This is a genomic window from Vreelandella populi, assembly GCF_003989825.1.
Classification (GTDB): Bacteria; Pseudomonadota; Gammaproteobacteria; order Pseudomonadales; family Halomonadaceae; genus Vreelandella; species Vreelandella populi.
The window spans coordinates 15,040-31,459 of sequence record NZ_RZHE01000007.1 but is presented as its reverse complement, the minus strand read 5'-3'; the positions used below and the strand labels follow the sequence as shown (position 1 = coordinate 31,459).

The 16,420-nt window shown below is 52.4% G+C and carries 16 protein-coding genes and 4 tRNA genes; 9 read left to right on the top strand and 11 right to left on the bottom strand.

Annotated elements, in window-relative coordinates:
- Positions 1–186: 186 nt before the first annotated feature.
- The 5 genes from ELY25_RS08595 to ELY25_RS08575 form a co-directional block, all read right to left on the bottom strand.
- A complete protein-coding gene (locus ELY25_RS08595; protein WP_126950871.1) occupies positions 187–1,428 on the bottom strand; it encodes an NAD(P)/FAD-dependent oxidoreductase in 1,242 nt (413 codons plus the stop codon).
- A 488-nt stretch (positions 1,429–1,916) separates the two neighbouring features.
- Positions 1,917–1,991, bottom strand: a tRNA-His gene (locus ELY25_RS08590).
- A gap of 35 nt (positions 1,992–2,026) precedes the next feature.
- A tRNA-His gene (locus ELY25_RS08585) sits at positions 2,027–2,101 on the bottom strand.
- 63 nt (positions 2,102–2,164) lie between these two features.
- Positions 2,165–2,241 (bottom strand) — tRNA-Arg (locus tag ELY25_RS08580).
- A gap of 90 nt (positions 2,242–2,331) precedes the next feature.
- A tRNA-Pro gene (locus ELY25_RS08575) sits at positions 2,332–2,408 on the bottom strand.
- A 205-nt stretch (positions 2,409–2,613) separates the two neighbouring features.
- On the opposite strand from ELY25_RS08575, the gene folD reads away from it, so the two are divergent.
- Positions 2,614–3,474, top strand: coding sequence for a bifunctional methylenetetrahydrofolate dehydrogenase/methenyltetrahydrofolate cyclohydrolase FolD (gene folD, locus ELY25_RS08570; protein ID WP_126950870.1), 861 nt, complete (start codon positions 2,614–2,616; stop codon positions 3,472–3,474).
- 45 nt (positions 3,475–3,519) lie between these two features.
- On the top strand, positions 3,520–4,227 hold the full coding sequence (mtnN, locus tag ELY25_RS08565) for a 5'-methylthioadenosine/S-adenosylhomocysteine nucleosidase (protein WP_126950869.1): 708 nt from the start codon (positions 3,520–3,522) through the stop codon (positions 4,225–4,227).
- 67 nt (positions 4,228–4,294) lie between these two features.
- On the opposite strand, the gene pyrC is transcribed toward mtnN, so the two are convergent.
- On the bottom strand, positions 4,295–5,332 hold the full coding sequence (pyrC, locus tag ELY25_RS08560; protein ID WP_126950868.1) for a dihydroorotase: 1,038 nt from the start codon (positions 5,330–5,332) through the stop codon (positions 4,295–4,297).
- 145 nt (positions 5,333–5,477) lie between these two features.
- Between pyrC and ELY25_RS08555 the strand changes: the two genes are divergently transcribed.
- Genes ELY25_RS08555 through ELY25_RS08545 form a run of 3 tightly spaced genes read left to right on the top strand, consistent with a single transcriptional unit; the run spans position 5,478 to position 7,754 of the window.
- Entirely contained in the window at positions 5,478–5,894 is a 417-nt protein-coding gene (locus tag ELY25_RS08555) for a hypothetical protein (protein ID WP_126950867.1), read from the top strand.
- Between the two features lie 7 nt (positions 5,895–5,901).
- Positions 5,902–7,173, top strand: coding sequence for an ATP-binding protein (locus ELY25_RS08550; protein ID WP_126950866.1), 1,272 nt, complete (start codon positions 5,902–5,904; stop codon positions 7,171–7,173).
- 41 nt (positions 7,174–7,214) lie between these two features.
- Entirely contained in the window at positions 7,215–7,754 is a 540-nt protein-coding gene (locus ELY25_RS08545) for a response regulator transcription factor (protein ID WP_126950865.1), read from the top strand.
- Between the two features lie 35 nt (positions 7,755–7,789).
- Here the strand turns inward: ELY25_RS08545 and ELY25_RS08540 are convergent, their stop codons facing one another.
- Positions 7,790–8,563 (bottom strand): 3-hydroxybutyrate dehydrogenase, encoded by a 774-nt coding sequence (locus tag ELY25_RS08540; RefSeq protein WP_126950864.1) that lies wholly within the window; start codon positions 8,561–8,563, stop codon positions 7,790–7,792.
- A gap of 220 nt (positions 8,564–8,783) precedes the next feature.
- Between ELY25_RS08540 and ELY25_RS08535 the strand changes: the two genes are divergently transcribed.
- Positions 8,784–9,047 (top strand): GrxA family glutaredoxin, encoded by a 264-nt coding sequence (locus ELY25_RS08535; RefSeq protein WP_126950863.1) that lies wholly within the window; start codon positions 8,784–8,786, stop codon positions 9,045–9,047.
- Between the two features lie 124 nt (positions 9,048–9,171).
- Complete coding sequence (locus ELY25_RS08530; protein WP_126950862.1) at positions 9,172–9,939, top strand: VOC family protein; 768 nt, start codon at positions 9,172–9,174, stop codon at positions 9,937–9,939.
- A gap of 33 nt (positions 9,940–9,972) precedes the next feature.
- Here the strand turns inward: ELY25_RS08530 and ELY25_RS08525 are convergent, their stop codons facing one another.
- Positions 9,973–10,638 carry a CoA transferase subunit B gene (locus ELY25_RS08525; RefSeq protein ID WP_126950861.1) on the bottom strand — a complete coding sequence of 222 codons (666 nt, stop codon included), beginning with the start codon at positions 10,636–10,638 and terminating at the stop codon, positions 9,973–9,975.
- 84 nt (positions 10,639–10,722) lie between these two features.
- Entirely contained in the window at positions 10,723–11,421 is a 699-nt protein-coding gene (locus ELY25_RS08520) for a CoA transferase subunit A (protein WP_126950860.1), read from the bottom strand.
- A gap of 304 nt (positions 11,422–11,725) precedes the next feature.
- Here ELY25_RS08520 and ELY25_RS08515 point away from each other — a divergent pair, with 304 nt between their 5' ends.
- Positions 11,726–12,607, top strand: a complete 882-nt coding sequence (locus tag ELY25_RS08515) for an acyltransferase (protein ID WP_126950859.1) — start codon at positions 11,726–11,728, stop codon at positions 12,605–12,607.
- Positions 12,544–13,527: a M23 family metallopeptidase gene (locus ELY25_RS08510; protein ID WP_236995683.1), complete on the top strand. Its 984-nt coding sequence runs from the start codon at positions 12,544–12,546 to the stop codon at positions 13,525–13,527. The genes ELY25_RS08515 and ELY25_RS08510 overlap by 64 nt, the downstream gene beginning before the upstream one ends.
- A gap of 72 nt (positions 13,528–13,599) precedes the next feature.
- Here ELY25_RS08510 and gcvT read toward each other — a convergent pair whose 3' ends face one another.
- On the bottom strand, positions 13,600–14,712 hold the full coding sequence (gene gcvT, locus ELY25_RS08505; RefSeq protein WP_126950858.1) for a glycine cleavage system aminomethyltransferase GcvT: 1,113 nt from the start codon (positions 14,710–14,712) through the stop codon (positions 13,600–13,602).
- 91 nt (positions 14,713–14,803) lie between these two features.
- The gene (locus ELY25_RS08500) at positions 14,804–16,210 is read right to left on the bottom strand and encodes an alanine/glycine:cation symporter family protein (RefSeq protein WP_126950857.1); all 1,407 of its coding nucleotides are present in this window, start codon (positions 16,208–16,210) and stop codon (positions 14,804–14,806) included.
- Between the last annotated feature and the right edge of the window lie 210 nt (positions 16,211–16,420).

Here is a 16,420-nt window from a genome sequence, read left to right as displayed (position 1 = left end):
CGCGAACCCACAAAAGCAAAACAGGTATCTAGGTTCTGTCTGAAAAATTGACGAGCGATGATAAGACAAGGCAAAAACCGGCGAAGAAACGGAGTTTACTCGTGTAAATGAGTATTCTGATCGGACTCGCGCTCGAGCCGATTTTTAACGCCGTATTATCGAGTGCAGACACTTTTCAGACAGGACCTAAAAACGATCTGCCCGGAATGGCGCCATATCTATTTCGGTTGGCTTGCCCTCCATCATGTCAGCCAGCAGTTGCCCTGTTGCCGGGCCAAGGGTAAAACCTTGATGACCGTGGCCAAACGCCAACCATAGCCCTGGGTGGCGCGGCGCCGGGCCAATAATAGGTTTCATATCGGGCAAGCAGGGCCTGGCGCCCTTCCAGGCTGCCGTATCGCGCCGCTCAGCCAGTGGAAAAATGCTCCGTGCCACTTTTTCCGCAGCACCTAACTGCTGCTCATCGGCAGGTGACTCCATACGATCTAGTTCAGCACCCGTGGTCAGACGAACCCCTGCGTTCATGGGCGCTAACAAATAGCCAACTTCCGCATCCATCAGCCAGTGGTTTAATTTGGCTGGCGCCCTAGTGGCATAGTGCATATGGTAGCCACGCTTCACAAATGTAGGGAAATGATAACCAAGCCCTTTCATCCAATCGCCGGCCCAAGGCCCCAAGGCCACCACCACTTCATCGGCCTCCAGCGTTTGCGCCTGGGTAACCACCCGCCAACGCTTTCCTACCTGCTCAATATTTTGAATATCCGACTGGATAATCTGCCCGCCCTTTTTAGTCACATCGTCAGCATAAGCGGCTACTAGCGCGCCAGGGTCGGACACGGTCCAGGGATCCAACCAGTGAATAGCCCCTATAATATCTTTTCCTAGATCAGGCTCTTTACGTTCAATACTCGCACGATCGAGAACATCAAACTGAACACCGTAGAACGCACGTGCCTCTTCAGCTTCCTCAATACGCTTATCTAGGCGCGCTTGAGTACGATAAATCTCCAACCAACCTTTCCGCCGTACTAAATACTCAGCGCCTGCGGCTTCTATCATCGGCCCGTGCGCCTTCAGACATAGCTGAATCAAGGAAGCCCACTCCGGAACGATTTTTTTATATTGCCGAGATGAAGAGTTATGCCAATAACTTAATAGCGGAGAGACAGCATTCAACATACCGGCCGCGCGGTAGCGAATATCCACGCGGCGGTTAGGCAGCACGCTTAAGATTGTTTTCATGTCACGAGGGAACGCGTATGGGCGGACAGCCTCACGCTGAATAATACCTGCGTTACCAAACGAGGTTTCTCGGCCAGGCTGACGGCGGTCCACCAGCGTGACCTGATGCCCACGCTGCTGCAAATGCCACGCGATACTGACACCCACCATGCCTGCACCCAACACCAACGTTTGTCGCGTCATTACATGCCCCTTCGAAGTAAAATCTGTATTTAATATAAACAAAGGCTAGATTAATAAGTATTTGAAAAATATCACCAACTGAGGGCCTTTCATATAGTCAAAAAATCTCTTTTAACTATCAAATACAGCAATTAAATCTGTTGAAAACGCTGTAAAAGATGACTTAACTGCCGAACGCTGATACTCAGGATAAAAAGGGTAAGCAACCTCTAAGAGCCAAAATAGAATGGTTAAAAGTGCCTATGCTGAGCGCCTGCAAAGAAATTACATAAAAGCGGCAGCACTAGGGATGCAGCATTTAATATGGAAAAGTTGCTACAGAAATATAGCAATAAATGGGTAGCAATAGATGGCCAGGCGAAAACGCGTGCCATATGCCTAGTAGGTAATTAGGAAATGATAGGCAAAAAACAGAAACACAAAAAACCACAGCTAAGTGGATAGAAAATAAATACAGGAGAACTAAGGAAAATAACGAGGGAGGTTAATGGGGTGGATGATGGGGATCGAACCCACGACCACCGGAGCCACAATCCGGGGCTCTACCACTGAGCTACATCCACCACAACCTAAAACTGGGGGTCTTGCTTCTATCGAATGGGGTGGATGATGGGGATCGAACCCACGACCACCGGAGCCACAATCCGGGGCTCTACCACTGAGCTACATCCACCATTGATAGCACTACAAATCTTGGAGCACCTAACCGGCTTTGACCATTTAAACGCTTTATTAATGGCACGCCCAGCAGGACTTGAACCCGCAACCTACGGCTTAGAAGGCCGTTGCTCTATCCGGTTGAGCTATGGGCGCACGTAAAGCATTCGAAACAAGCTGAATACCGATGAGCACTTGACCACAACCACGCTCGGAAAAGCAATGTACCACCTTTCACGCTAAGTGTGGTCGGGATGGAGGGATTCGAACCCCCGACATCCTGCTCCCAAAGCAGGCGCGCTACCAGACTGCGCTACATCCCGATTTATCACTCTTGACGCTTACCGCGCTGCCCGTCTCAAGCGAGGCATATATTACTATTTTTAAATTTAAAGTCAACACTTAAAGTGATTGGTCGTGACGGTGCTTTGCCTGACCGCCCTAGCATGCGAAAATTGCCCGCCATAGAAAGCGCTCGAGCCCGCAGGCTTTTGCGCCAAAGTTTCAACCTTCACAGGGATCTTTTAAATGACCGCCCAACTTATCGATGGAAAAGCCATCGCTGCTCATGTCCGTCAACGCGTTGCCGAGAAGATAGCGGCACGCCAGCAAGCTGGCGCGCGCACACCAGGACTAGCCGTTGTTGTGGTCGGAGAAGACCCGGCGTCTCATGTTTATGTTAGTAACAAACACCGCGCCTGCGAACAGGCAGGGATTCACTCGTTCAAGCACGAGCTTCCCGCCAATACCACGCAGCAGGCTCTTGAAACATTGGTTGATCAGCTTAATGAAGATGAAAACGTAGATGGCATCCTTGTTCAGCTACCCCTGCCCGGTCATCTGGATGCCGGTCCTATTCTTGAACGCATTCATCCCGGTAAGGATGTCGATGGTTTTCATCCCTACAACCTTGGGCGCCTTGCCCAGCGGCTTCCAGCATTACGCCCTTGCACGCCCAAAGGCATCATGACCATGCTGGCGCAAAGCGGCCTTGCGGTGCGCGGGCTCAATGCCACTATTGTGGGGGCTTCCAACATTGTTGGTCGCCCCATGGCGCTGGAATTGATGCTTGCTGGCTGCACGACGACCGTTTGCCATCGCTTTACTCGCGACTTGGAGGCGCACGTAAGCCGCGCAGATCTGGTGGTGGTCGCTGTTGGCAAGCCCGGCATAGTAAAAGGGGAATGGATCAAGGAAGGCGCTATCGTAATCGACGTAGGCATCAACCGTCAGGACGATGGATCACTCATAGGTGATGTTGATTTTGACGCAGCCGCCGAACGCGCCAGCTTTATTACCCCAGTCCCTGGTGGAGTTGGGCCGATGACCGTGGCCACCCTGCTTGAAAACACGCTTGAAGCGGCTGAACGCCACGACGCCGAAGTTTAGGCTCCATGTCGTTAATTTTTTTGGTTTAATGAAGGAGCCTACCCTATGAAACGTATTGGTATTATTGGCGCGATGGCCCAGGAAATCAGCATTCTGGTTGGGCAGCTCGACAACGCCGAGCGCTATGAACACGCAGGCTTTGTATTTCATACCGGCATGCGTCACGGCCTTGAAGTCGTTATCCTGCAATCGGGCATTGGCAAGGTCAATGCAGCGGTGGGTACCGCTATCTTGTTAGAGCGCCACCAGCCGGATGCCATTATCAATACAGGCTCAGCCGGCGGCTTTGCAAGCGACCTCAAGATTGGCGATGTGATCATTTCTGATGAGGTTCGTCACCACGATGTGGACGCCGTTGTATTTGGCTATGAAATAGGCCAGGTGCCCGGTATGCCGGCAGCTTACGTTGCTGACACTCAGTTGCGTGGCATTGCCCGCCAGGCAATTGATGTCTTGGGAGAAGTTAGTGTTCGTGAAGGACTAATAGCCACTGGCGACGCGTTTATGTCTGACCCTGCACGCGTGGCCGCTACCCGTGCCCAGTTTCCAACCATGCTTGCCGTAGAGATGGAAGCAGCCGCCATTGCCCAAACCTGCCATCTTTATCAATGCCCTTTCGTGGTGATCCGTGCGCTTTCCGATATTCCGGGCGCTGAAGATAACCACCTCTCTTTTGAGCAGTTCCTGGATATAGCGGCAGCTCACTCATCACGCATGGTGGATCAAATGCTTCTGACGCTTGGCCAGCATTAATCCGTGGTCACTTTGCAAGCCACAAAAAAACGGAGCCTGATGGCTCCGTTTTTCTTGCCACAAACTATTACACCTTGATTGACCACTCAAGCGACTCGCCTGCCAACAGCGGAATAATCTTTTTATCTCCGACATAGGGATAGCTTTCGGGCATCTGCCAAGCTTTACGCTCCAGAGTAATCTTATCGGCATTGGGCGCTAAGCCATAAAAACGTGGGCCATTGAGGCTAGCAAACGCTTCAAGCTTGTCCAGTGCGTTCATTTCATCAAACGCCTTGGCGTATAACTCGATGGCAGCAGGGGCCGTGTAAGCGCCAGCGCAGCCACAACTGGACTCTTTATCGCCCTGCGCATGGGGGGCACTGTCGGTGCCCAAAAAGAACTTGGGGCTACCGCTGGTAGCGGCCTTCAAGAGTGCCTGACGATGCTGCTCACGCTTAAGAATAGGCAGGCAGTAATAATGCGGACGAATTCCACCGACCAGCATCTTATTGCGGTTAAACAGCAAATGATGAACGGTAATCGTCGCGGCAATAGTATCCGGCGCCTCGGCAACAAACTCTGCCGCCTGCTGAGTGGTGATATGTTCAAACACAACCTTCAGCGACGGATGCCGCGCCAGCAGCGGTTTCATTACTTGTTCAATAAACACCGCTTCACGATCAAAGATATCGATATCGGCGGTGGTGACTTCACCATGCACTAGCAGTGGCATGCCCACCTTGGCGAGCATCGCGATGGTTTCATCGCAATGGGCTAGATCCGTAACGCCAGAATCCGAATTGGTGGTAGCGCCAGCAGGGTAAAGTTTGACGGCCTTGATAACGCCGCTTTGTGCTGCGCGCTCAATCTCTTCAGGTGGCGTGGTGTCCGTCAGATAGAGCGTCATCAACGGCTCAAATGTACTGCCTTCAGGCAATGCGGCCAGAATACGCTCGCGGTATTCAAGTGCCTGTGCTGTGGTCGTTACCGGTGGGGTTAAGTTAGGCATAATAATCGCACGGCCCATTTGGGCGGCGGTATGCCCCACCACGGCGCTTAACGCCTCGCCATCGCGTAAATGAAGATGCCAATCATCGGGGCGGGTCAGGGTAATAGCGTCCACGGCAAGTCCTAAGCTGGTTGGAAAGAGGAAACACCGGCACAGTATACGCGATACGGCTAGCGGAGAAATCCACGCATTGGTGTCACTCCATAAGCCAAGTATCGTATTATGGCGGCACTTTTACAGGTTCAGGGTCCAATTGTTTATGCAAAACGTGCGACGCTATGCGGATATTATTGCCAGCATAGAGGGCTTGGTATGGTTAGGGCTGGCGTGGTCAATCTCAATTTCGGTGCATACCGGTAGCACCGAACCTACCCTGGCAACGCTGTTTATTGTGGGCGCCCTGGTGCTATTCAGCTGGGCGCACAAGCCCATGCGCTATCTGCTGCGCCGCTATCATATTCGCAAGCGGCGCACCGACATGTGGATTCATATTTTGGCACTGCCCCTGCTCTTGGCCATGTTCTTCCATATCATGGTGGAAGCCACCTTTGGCAGTGCCTGGCTGCCACCCAAGATGCTGCTGTTCAATCTCATGGCCTCCGCAGGCTGGATGACCTATGTCATGACCCTGCTTATCAAATCTATCATTCACAGCATTAAAACATCCCATAAATAGGTAGACCATGCAGTCCGCCCTGCCGCTTCCGCTTTCAACCCCTAATCGCAACCTTGTTCGCCTTACCATCGTCCGCGGCATTACCTGGACCGGGTTTCTGATCGCGATTGTGGTGGGTGTTGAGTTACTGGCCTTTGACTTACCCGTTACAGCAGTCGTCAGTGTCGTGATCGCAATGGGCTTATTGAATATTGCTACATGGTGGCGTTTAGGTCGCCCGCGAGCGGTGGAGCATATTGAGTACCTGCTGCACTTATTGGCTGATATCGCAGGCCTGACCCTTGTGTTTTATTTCTCCGGAGGTTCGACCAACCCCTTTATTACCTACTATTTGGTGCCGGTAACGATTGCAGCGGCGACGTTGCCGTGGCGCCACGCCTGGGTATGTGCCGTCTGTGCCATGGCGGGCTACAGCTTTCTCATGTTTTATTACCATCCTGTCCCTCAGCTGGCACACATCAATAGCGATGAAATACTTAATCTGCACGTCATGGGCATGTGGCTTAACTTCGGGCTCTCTGCGGGTTTGGTCACCTTTTTTATCTACAAGATGGCCTATGCGCTACGCAGCCGCGATAAAGCGCTTTCACGCACCCGAGAAGCGGCGCTGCGTAATGAACAAGTACTGGCCGTTGCCACTCAGGCAGCCGGCACCGCTCATGAGCTGGGTACCCCGCTTTCCACCATGGCGGTGCTTTTGAAGGAAATGCAGGCAGAAGTCTCTGACGACAGCCCGCTACAACAGGATATTCGTCTACTACGCCAGCAGGTGGATATCTGCAAGTCACGCCTTCAACATCTGGTAACCAGCTCAGACCGGCGCCGCATGGCCGAGCCGGAAATACTGGATGCCCAAGAGTGGCTAACCGGGGTCGTGCAACGCTGGCTGGTATTACGCCCGGACGTCAGCCATCAATTGGATATCGCCGAAAAACGTTCCAAGCCCTGGCTGGCGGTGGATACCACGCTTGATCAGGCGCTAATGAATCTGCTGAACAATGCTGCCGACGCCAACCCTGAGCGTATTTCCATTCGCCTTGACTGGCAGGAAGATAGCGTGGTCATTGATATTCGTGATCATGGCCCGGGCATTGCCATGTCCATAGCGGATCAGTTAGGTGACACGTTTATTTCGACCAAGAGTAAAGGAATGGGGATCGGGCTATTCTTGACCCATGCCACGATCAACCGCTTTGGTGGAGGCGTCAGCCTGTATAATCATCCAGAAGGCGGCACCCTGACAGAAGTAACGCTTCCCCGTAGCTCGGCCCCCAATTAAAACGCCCGCTACAGCGTTTATGCAATTACATAGAGGACATCATGCAAACGACCGATCAGCGCCTGCTAATAATTGATGATGATGAGATGTTCTGCCACGTGCTGAGCCGTGCTTTTACCCGTCGCGGTTTTGAAGTCATGACGGCCCATGATGCAGACCAGGCGCTGGCAGTCGCTGCACAGTTTCAGCCCACCATGGCGACCCTTGATCTCAAGCTTGAACACAGCTCGGGTTTAAAACTACTACCGGAACTGCTGGCCGCCGTGCCCACCTGCCGTATTGTGGTTCTGACAGGCTATTCAAGCATTGCCACTGCCGTTGAAGCCATGAAGCTTGGGGCGGCCAACTACCTGTGCAAACCCGCTGATGCTGACGATATCATTGCCTCGTTTGAACAGCAGGAAGGCGACCCCAATGTTGAGCTTGCCGACAACCCGCCGTCTATCAATCGTATTACCTGGGAGCATATACAGAAGGTGCTTCAGGAGCATGATGGCAACATATCCGCGACAGCCCGTGCCCTCGGCATGCATCGCCGTACGCTACAGCGCAAACTGCAAAAACGTCCCGTACGGCGTTAACTTCAGTGCCACCATGCATTGCAGTCACCAGGTGATTAGTGAGCGGTCCAGCCTAAATCGATATTCCAGCTTGACCCGGTAACGCCACCGGCCACATCAGAAGCCAGATAAGCCACCATCTGGGCGACTTCAGAGGGTTCAATCAAGCGCTTGATAGCCGCGTTCTTGAGCATGATTTTTTCAATCACTTCTTGCTCATCCATACCGTTAAGCTTTGCTTGGTCGGCAATCTGGTTATCGACCAGCGGCGTTTTTACATAGGCCGGGCAGATGGTATTTGCAGTAATACCCTGCTCGCCCCCTTCAAGTGCTGCCGTTTTGGTAAGACCGATCAAGCCATGCTTGGCACTCACGTAGGCCGATTTGCCCGGTGAGGCGACCTGGGCATGAATGGAGGCAATGTTGATAATGCGACCCCACCCGGCCTTACGCATATAGGGCCAAACGGCCTGACTCAACAGGAAAGGGGCTGTCAGCATCAGATCAATAATATTGCGCCACTTTTCCTCGGGAAAATCTTCAATAGCCGCGACATGCTGAATACCGGCATTGTTAACCAGAATATCTACGCTTCCAAAACGTCTTACGGCATCATTCACAGCATCCCGACACGCCTGTGGGTCGGTCAAGTCGGCTTGAAAAAATGCAGCACCTGCCGCATCGGCAACCGCTTTTCCCGCTGCGTTAAAATCAACAGCCAGCACCTGATATCCCTGCTCGCAAAAATACTCGACCACGGCTGCGCCAATACCGCTGCTGGTACCTGTCACAAGGGCAACACGGGGGGTTGAACCTGTTTGAGACGTCATTCAGCTCTCCTTTAAAGTCAGTAAAAACCGCTCAGCAAGAATCCCCCTTAGTATAGGGGCACGGCGAACATGCTGCGTACTTCTGGCAATAATGCTCAATAGGGACGATTACTCGCTCCTATTGGCGAAAATGATTTAGCTACGTCACAATAACGTCAGCGTCTTTATTTCAGTATTGCTTAAAAAATGATTTTAAATTTCCAAGGTCGGGAGCTTGCATATGTTTGTAGTTATTTTTGGCAGGATGACGTGCCCCTTTTGTGTACGCGCAATACAGCTTGCTAAGCATTTGGAGTCAGCAGATAAGATTGAAGGCTACCGCTATGTAGACATGCCCTCTGAGGGAGTCACCAAAGAAGATATTGCCAAAACGGCCGGCAAACCCATACATACGGTTCCTCAGGTATTTGTTGACCAGGTTCACGTAGGCGGGTTTACCGAGTTTGATCAATTTGTACGTGACAAGAAATTACTTTCTCGCTAAGTCATATTCAGCGTTAAATCTGCCGTTTATAGTCGTTGAACCGGACTACACTTCTCCTGCCTATACTAAGCAATTAACAATCATTCACTTCTGACATGCTTGTATAGGCGGCGAGGTTTCCATCATGCAACGTGATGAATTCGTACAGCAGCTGTGGCTGGATTACGTCCACGCCCACCCGGACATAGGCGCCTTACGGCTCTGGCCTTTATCCTCAAACGCCGAGTATTTAACGCTGGTGACGCTTAATTACGGCGCGTTTTCTGCACTCAACCTGAATAGCAGGCTGGCGCATATGGGGTATCGCCATATCGCGCACTACGCCATGGCGGATAAAGGGCTGCTCATTTATCTTCTTGCGCCTAACGATGGCGGCAGCTGGCTGGTACTGGCCGAACTTCAGCTTGGTACGCTCTCGAAATTGCTTCGGGAAGCACTTACCCAGCTGGTCATGCAGTCTCACCCGCAGGACTGTAAGGGACATAACCTGCTATGCAGGGGCCGCCCTTGGCCAATGCCGTCATGGGCGCTATACCAACAGCTTCAGCAGGCGCACCCGCTTGCCGCTTGGTTAGCGGTCATGGGACCCCGTCTACATCATGCTGGTTATGACTGTGCAGCGCTGGGCAACTGTTTGGCAACACTTGATAGTCAGTTAAACAAGACGGGCATGCCGGGATTAAAAGAGGCCCAGAACGGTGTTTTTTCACTGTCACCGCTTATAGAGCACTGTTTTTATCCTGCCACGCCGCAAAGAGTGGTTTTCAGTGAAGGTGATGAGCATCGTCTGTGCCTAGGAGGACTGGCACTTACTCAAAAGCAGATGGAAGCAGGCAAGGAGCGAATCGCAGAGATATTGCTGCCAGCGCATACACGCTGTGAGATAGCATAGGCGGCCCGCCTGCGCCGCCTACGACTATCAGGCTTACTCTTCGACAAATGTCATTTCAGGCACGTGGTCTGGTATCACAAGTTTGCCTGCCGTTTTCTCGATAATTTCTTCCACGCTTACCCCGGGTGCGCGCTCCTTGAGAACAAAGGCACCGTCCTTGATCTCAAGGTAGGCAAGATCGGTAAGCACGCGATTTATGCATCCAGCACCTGTCAGCGGCAGCGTACACTTTTCAAGCAGTTTGGATTCACCGTGCTTGGAAGCATGTGTCATGGTGCATATGATGTTTTCAGCGCCCGCCACCAGGTCCATGGCGCCCCCCATACCCTTGATCAACTTACCGGGCACCATCCATGAGGCAATATTCCCCTCCTGGTCAACTTCAAAAGCCCCCAGCACGGTTAAATCAACGTGCCCACCACGAATCATGGCAAAGGATTCAGCGGACGAAAAAATGGCGGCTCCCGGGCGGGCTGTTACCGTCTGCTTGCCAGCGTTGATCATATCGGCATCCAGCTCCTCTTCCGTCGGAAAGCGTCCCATGCCCAATAGCCCGTTCTCGGATTGGAGCATCACGTCAATGCCTTTGGGGACGTAGTTGGCCACTAATGTAGGAATCCCGATCCCCAGATTCACATAAAATCCATCTTCAAGTTCACGCGCCACGCGCTGCGCCATCTGTTCACGTGTTAAAGCCATGGTGACAACCTCATTGTTGAATATTAAAAGTGAGCGTTAAAAAAATGAGCTTAAAAATAAGCAAGCCACTGATCGACAAAAGGGTTAACCATGCACGGTGCGCTTTTCGATGCGCTTCTCAAACGTGCCCTGAATGATACGATCAACATAAATACCCGGCGTATGGATCTGGCTGGGCTCAAGCTCGCCTGGCTCGACGATTTCCTCAACTTCAACAACGGTAATTTTTCCGGCCGTGGCGGCTAGGGGGTTGAAGTTCTGTGCCGTATGGCGATACACCACGTTACCATAGCGGTCCGCTTTCCAGCCTTTCACAATGGCAAAATCGCCTACCAGCGCCTCTTCCAGAATATAGTGGCGGCCATTAAATTCGCGTACCTCTTTGCCTTCGCCAATGGGAGTGCCGTAGCCCGTTGCCGTGTAGAAGGCGGGAATACCGGCGCCGCCCGCACGCATTTTTTCGGCAAGGGTGCCTTGGGGGGTAAGAATGACCTCTATTTCGTCATTGAGCATTTGTTGTTCAAAGAGCGCATTTTCGCCAACATACGAAGCGAATATCCTGCTTATTTGCCGATCTTCAAGCAGTACGCCCAGGCCAAATCCATCGACACCACAGTTATTGGAAGCGACCGTCAGGTTTTTAACCCCCCGACGTTTTATTTCCGCTATCAGGTTCTCAGGAATTCCACACAGCCCGAAACCACCCGCAAGTACGGTCATTCCGTCTTCAATGCCTTCCATCGCTTCTGCATAGGAAGCAACACGCTTATCAAATCCTGCCATTGTTATGCCTCGTCTAGTTGTTGGTTCAAGGGATCTTATTAACAATTTATTTGCTAAGTTGGTTTTTCTTATGGATCTATTTTAGTAGCTTAATAGAAGACTTTTTATGGCCATAAAGCAATTACGCATATGTCTGACGGTAATGGCCTGCCGGCTGGGTATGTATAAATAGCTGTAGACAAGGCTTCTAGCCTAACCTCCTCGCTACTTGGGTCGTCAAGCAAGGGCTTTTTCAGCGCAGTGCTGGGCAGTATGGGATTGATCCTTTAGCATTCATTACTATTGATTTTTTTAAGGTAGAGGCATGGCTACTTTCAAGGGCATGATCAGCGTCTTGCTGCTTACGCTTAACACGCTTTTTTGGGGTGTTCCGCTCATTGTATTGACCCTATTAAAGGTCATTACCCCCGTTCAGCGTTATAGGCTTCGAATTTTAAACGCTTTATGTGCCGTGGCGCTGAACTGGATAGGCGTCAATTTGTGGTGGATGAAGCGTTGGCTGAGACCGCAGGTACAGTATTCGGTACCAGACTCCTTAAGCCCTGATCAGTGGTGGCTGGTGATTTCCAATCATCGTAGCTGGACCGATATATTCATTCTATTGATGGCCGTACATCGCCGGGTTCCCATGCCGCGCTTTTTCCTCAAACGGCAATTGATCTGGATTCCGATTGTTGGACTTGCCTTTTGGGCGCTTGAATTCCCTTTTATGCGGCGTTTTAGTCGCGACCAAATTACCGCTAACCCTAAGCTTGCAACGATTGACCGCCAGTCCACCGAACGGATGTGTCGGCAGGCTCGCCAGGCGCCCATTGCTATTTTCAACTTTGTTGAAGGCACCCGATTTACGCCCGCCAAACGCGACGCGCAGCTAAGTCCTTATCAGCACCTGATGCGACCCAAGGCGGGAGGCATTGCACAAGTTCTTAGCCTGCTAGGCGATCAATTGAATGGTATTCTAGACGTAACGATCAGCTACGCTAATCCGTCGCCGACCTTTTGGGGATTTTTATGTGGTCAGGAAGCGCCTATTACGCTTCACGCCAAGCAGCTGGCCATTCCCCAGTGGATGTACGAATCCAACTACCACGAAGAAAAGCAGCATAAGGAACGCTTCCACGCATGGATCAATTCACTCTGGCAGGAAAAAGATGCCCTGTTGGACAACCAAACCGATCACGATTAGCCGGTTGGCTTGGTGCCTGCTTATTAATCAGTCTATTAACAGGATGTGCGGGCTCCTCGCCCTCATCAAGCCAGCGCGCCAATGCGATTCCTACCCATAGCGCTATCCAGCTTAATGGTAACTGGGTAGAGGTGCAGCGTGGCGATACGCTTGGCAAATTGGCTAACCGTGCCAATGTTCCTCTGGAGCGTCTGGAGCGTTTCAATCCCGGCGTAAATGCCAGACGCTTAGCGGTTGGTCAACGCCTGTTGATCCCCACCCAGCAGGAGCGCGCACCTTCGGGCGGGCCGTATCGGTACCAAATACGTGCGGGCGATACCTACTCAAGTGTGGCACGCCATTTCGGTACTACTAGTGGACGTATTCAAAGCGCTAACCCCGGCACGTCGCCCACGGCATTAAGAGTTGGCCAGGTAGTTAGCGTTCCGCTTTCGAGCAACGCGCCGCGTAGCGCTTCTTCAGGAGGTAGCTCATCACCTTCAAGCAGCACTGCCAGTAACAGCCGCCCGGCGGCGCCAGCGCCCACCCCGACCTCTTTGCCGGCGTCAGCACGCCGTTGGCCTTGGCCGCTAGAGGATTACCGCATTGTGCGTCGCTTTGGCGCCGATAGCCGTGGAACACTCCAACCCATGCTACTTGCCACACAGGCGGGAGCTCGTGCCTTGGCAGTAGCGCCCGGCGAAGTACGCTTTGCAAGCGGAATGCGTCAGCTAGGGGAAGTCGTGATCGTGCATCATGCCGATAACCTGCAGACGGTGTACGCCATGTGCACACGTCCGCTTGTCTCGGTTGGACAACAGGTGAAAACCGGCGATGAACTGTGTGAAGTAGGCCAAAGCAGCGCCAGCCAGCGTTACGATCTGTTGTTTGATTTACGCCAGGGTGGCAAACCCATTGACCCGCGGCAGGCGCTCCGCTAGTTCATTTAAGCCCTCAATATAAAAAAGCCCCTTACACAGGGGCTTTTTTTACTTAAGAGTTAATAAGGCGCTTTAGCCGCGGTAGTAGCCTGGCTGGATAAAGGGCATTGCCGTTACGGTCATGGGCAGGTTTTTCCCACGGACCTCAGCAAAAACGGTAGTCCCGGGAGCTTCACAGTCGCGGCTTACATAACCCATGGCCACCGGTTTGCCCACGCTAGGTCCAAAAGTGCCAGAAGTCACCTCACCTATTTGGTTACCGGCTTCATCCAACAAAATAGCGCCCTCACGAATTGGCGCCCGGCCTTCTGCCTGTAACCCAACGCGCTTGCGCGAATGGTCTTTCGCATCAACCTGGTGAAGGATCAAGTCTGCGCCTGGAAAGCCAGCCGGCCTCTCACCACCGTGGCGGCGAGGCTTACCAATTGCCCAGATCAAACCGGCCTCAACCGGCGTTGTGGCAGTATCCATATCGTGACCGTAGAGGCATAGGCCGGCTTCCAGGCGTAGCGAGTCGCGGGCGCCTAACCCAATAGCCTCTACTTCCTGCTCAGCAAGCAGCCGCTGCGCAAACGCTTCACAATCTTCGGCCGCCACGGAAATCTCGAACCCATCCTCTCCGGTATAGCCGCTACGGCTAACCCATACGTCAAAACCGGCAATGCTAAAACGCTTATGCTTCATGAATACCAGCGTGCACGCTTCAGGGCAAAGCCGCTGCATGACGACATGCGCCTGAGGGCCTTGCAATGCCAGAAGTCCACGCTCTACTGGCTCAATCTTGTGGGTCGAGCCCAAGTTGGTACGCAAGTGAGCTAAATCCTGGTCCTTGCAGGCTGCGTTCACAACCAGATAAAAGTGATCGCCGGCGTTAACGACCATCAAATCATCAATGATGCCGCCTTCCGTGCTGGTAAACAGTCCGTAGCGCTGCTCACCCTCTTGCAGACCCACTAAATCGGCAGGTATCAGCGTTTCCAGCGCGCTGGCCGTATCCGGACCTGACACCAGGATCTGGCCCATGTGCGATACGTCAAATAGCCCACACTGCTGGCGCGTATGCTCATGCTCCTTTTTTACCCCTAACAGGTACTGTACGGGCATGTCGTACCCGGCAAACGGCACCATTTTAGCGCCCAGTTTAAGGTGCAATGCATGCAGCGGCGTATGCTTTAAATCATTCATGCTAATTCCTTGATTGAAACGCGAATCGGGAAGCCTGGCTTCCCGATTCAGTTAATGCGTAAACGTCAGTCTGCCAAGCACCAGGCGCTACTTACTTGTCATGGTTCAACTCTTCTCCCGGCAAAACGTCCTTACCAGAAAAATAGTCCTTGGTAAGCTTGAACACCACAGGTGAGAGCAGCGCCAATGCAATCAGGTTGGGGATGGCCATCATGGCATTAAAGGTATCCGCCATTAGCCAGATAAAGCCGAGTTGGGCAATAGCCCCCAGAGGGATGGCCAATACGAACAGCACGCGATACAGCATGATGGATCGCGTTCCAAACAGGAACTGGAAGCACTTCTCGCCGTAAAATGACCATCCTAAAATAGTGGTGAACGCAAAGACCGCCAGAGCAATAGCCACAATCGGGTTACCAAAGCCGGGTAATGCCTGATCAAAAGAGAGCGCGGTCAACGAGGCACCCTCTTCACCCGTTTGCCATACCGTCGAGGTTAAAATAACCAGCGCAGTGATGGTACAAACGATGATGGTGTCAATGAAAGTGCCCAACATGGCAATCAGCCCTTGGCGCACAGGGTTTTTGGTTCGAGCTGCCGCATGAGCAATAGGCGCACTGCCCAGCCCCGCTTCATTTGAGAAAATACCGCGCGCCACACCAAAGCGAATAGCGGCCATGACAGCTGCGCCCGCAAAACCACCGGCGGCTGCCATCGGGTTGAAGGCGTAGTAGAAAATCAGCCCAAAGGCCTCGCCTATCTGACCTGCGTTAACAACCAGCACCAAGAGGCCTGCAATGACGTAGGCGATCCCCATGATGGGTACTAGTTTGCCAGCTACTTTGGCAATACGCTTGATGCCGCCAAGAATGACCGCACCCGCCAACACCATGATGACTACGCCGGTTAGCCAGTGAGGTACACCAAAGGTGGCATCCATGGCATCGGCAACCGAGTTCGATTGCACGGTGTTACCGATCCCAAACGCAGCCACGGCACCAAAAAACGAGAACAGCCCGGCAAGCCAGAGCCATTTTTTACCCAGCCCATTTTTGATGTAAAACATGGGGCCACCTACGTGGTAACCCGTGGCGTCGGTTTCACGGTAGCGTACGGCTAACACTGCTTCTGAAAACTTGGTCGCCATGCCTACAAGCGCGGTAATCCACATCCAGAATACGGCGCCCGGGCCACCTAAGGCGATTGCGGTCGCCACACCGGCAATATTACCGGTACCAATGGTAGCGGAGAGCGCCGTCATCAGCGCGTTAAAGGGAGATATCTCTCCTTCGTCTGCTGCCTTATCAGCGACAGGCTTCTGGCTCGGTTTGGCATCACGCCCTTGCCACATTAGCTTGAAACCCATGCCGAGCTTTCTGATCGGCATCAGTTTCAGGCCAATTTGCAGATAGACCCCCACACCTAGCAGCAATAAAAGCATCAACGGGCCCCACACTATCCCGTTGATTGCTCCAAAGAGGCTATTTAATGTTTCCACAAACTTCTCCTTAACCCTATCAGTCTACTTTTTGTAGGTGTTTGACGGACAACGTGCCGACATTCATCCTTATTTTGTCTACCAAATTCACACAGTGACGGTTATATCCCGCTCTCTGCGTGGCCTGCAAAGGCAACTTTTAAATGCCAAGGCGAAACACTTTTATGTTTTACACCATTTGGTTGGTGCTCTTCTATGCTAATAGCATTT